The organism is Paenibacillus forsythiae T98 (genome assembly GCF_000520735.1).
Lineage (GTDB): Bacteria > Bacillota > Bacilli > Paenibacillales > Paenibacillaceae > Paenibacillus_AQ > Paenibacillus_AQ forsythiae.
Genome location: NZ_ASSC01000137.1, coordinates 1 through 1,763 on the forward strand (window position 1 = coordinate 1; position 1,763 = coordinate 1,763).

Here is a 1,763-nt window from a genome sequence, read left to right on the forward strand (position 1 = left end):
ATATTTCTCCTGTGAGCTGCAATAGCCGATTACTCCATCCTTGCTGCGGACCTTATAGAAATAAGCATTGCTCTTCTCCAGAATCATTACCTGTTCTCCTTCTTTCAAATAGGAGAGCACTTCGCTGTTAACGGACGGCGCTGTGCGAAGCCGGACCGTTGAGCGGATGACGGCAGGCTGCGGGCCGGAAACGGCCGAAACCGCGGCCGAATTCTCAGCGGCGCGAACAGGCCGGGCCCCGAGCTCGCCCGAAGAAGCGCAGACTGCGGTTGACAATAATAACGCGGCAAGTAGCTGCTTGGTAAATGGGTTCATACCGGGCCCCCGAATAGATAGGATCAGAAATCAACAAAAGCGGCGCCGCCGTTATTGTTTTCTGCAACCATTATAGGCTCGCCCGGATTTGGGAACATGCACCAAATTTCACAAATCATCATGCCAATTGATGGTAAATAACAGGTCTATAGTCTTGATTTCTACTTGAATTTGGCGGGAATTGTTAACATTTAGGTTCCACATGAACATGCACGCTCATGATGTTGTGCTTGTTATGCATACGCTCCTCGATGGAGTCGCTGATATTATGGCCTTCCATAACGGTCAGATCCGCATCCACCTCGACGACCACATCCACCAGCACCTGGTTTCCGTGAATCCGCGCTTTCATGTCCTTGATCGCTTCAACGCCGGGGGTACGCTCGATGGTGCTGCGCAAATCCATCAGCCGGCTCTCGTCGAATCCATCCGTAAGACGGTACGTCGAGTCCTGGAAGATTTCCCATGCCGTCCTGCAGATCAGCAGGCCGACCGCGAACGCGGCGACCGTGTCCAGCCAGGGGAACCCGAACTGCGCGCCGATGATGCCGACCGCCGCCCCGATACTGACTATGGCGTCCGAGAAGTTGTCCTTGGCGGCGGCCATGAGCGCGCTGTTGTTAATGCTGAGCGCAAGCCGGCGATTGTAGTAATACACCCCGAGCATCGCCAAAGCGCACACAATCGCCACGCCGGCCGACCACAGGCTCGGTACGGATTCATGTCCCCTGAACAGGGAGCGTATCGACTCGATGATAACCTGGATGCCGACCATCGCCATAATAAAAGAGGCCAGCAGCGCGGCTACCGTCTCCGCCCGAAAGTGGCCGTAAGCATGATTCGAATCGGGTGGCTTGCGCGAAATGCGCAGACCGATCAGAACAGCGAGGGAAGCTACAATATCCGTAAGATTATTGAAACCGTCCGCAAGCAGCGCGCCGGATGCGAACAGATACCCGCAGACTAGCTTGAAAGATGACAGGACCAGATAGGCTGCTATGCTGATCATCGCTCCCCGCTCGCCTTTTCGTATGTCCTCGTAAATATCAACCAAATTCCGACACTCCTTTTTAAATATACAATAGTACAGATTTTCCAGTTTCACTCTATCCTAGCAAAGCACGTACCTGTGGGTCTAGAGCAACAGTGTTGGTCTGCCGCAAAGATCGCGCGTTAACCGAAGATGGCTTTACCTATTCTTGCCCTTGTCGACGTTTTCAAAAACCATTAAAATATTCTCATGACAAGCTTCAAGGAGGATAGCGCACATGACCGAGAGCAGCGACAAGCCCAAAATCAATCTCGCCGATGCCATCAGGCAAAAGCTTGAGCAAAAGAAGCAGCAGAATAATTCCAAACCGGGCGCTTTTCACGCCGGCGCCGCCAAGACATTTAAGACCCAGAACAACAAGAAGCCGAATAACCAGCGCCGCCGCACCGGCGGGGGC

At 53.3% G+C, this 1,763-nt stretch carries 3 protein-coding genes; 1 reads left to right on the top strand and 2 read right to left on the bottom strand.

The features are described from left to right. A partial coding sequence (locus L692_RS27780) for an SH3 domain-containing protein (protein ID WP_036722025.1) occupies window positions 1-315 on the bottom strand: 315 nt, incomplete at its 3' end. A 184-nt stretch (window positions 316-499) separates the two neighbouring features. Next, the gene (locus L692_RS0104970; protein ID WP_198027703.1) at window positions 500-1,324 is read right to left on the bottom strand and encodes a cation diffusion facilitator family transporter; all 825 of its coding nucleotides are present in this window, start codon (window positions 1,322-1,324) and stop codon (window positions 500-502) included. A 259-nt stretch (window positions 1,325-1,583) separates the two neighbouring features. Between L692_RS0104970 and L692_RS0104975 the strand changes: the two genes are divergently transcribed. Further along, window positions 1,584-1,763: hypothetical protein (locus tag L692_RS0104975; RefSeq protein WP_025697742.1), on the top strand; the 180-nt coding region annotated here is incomplete at its 3' end.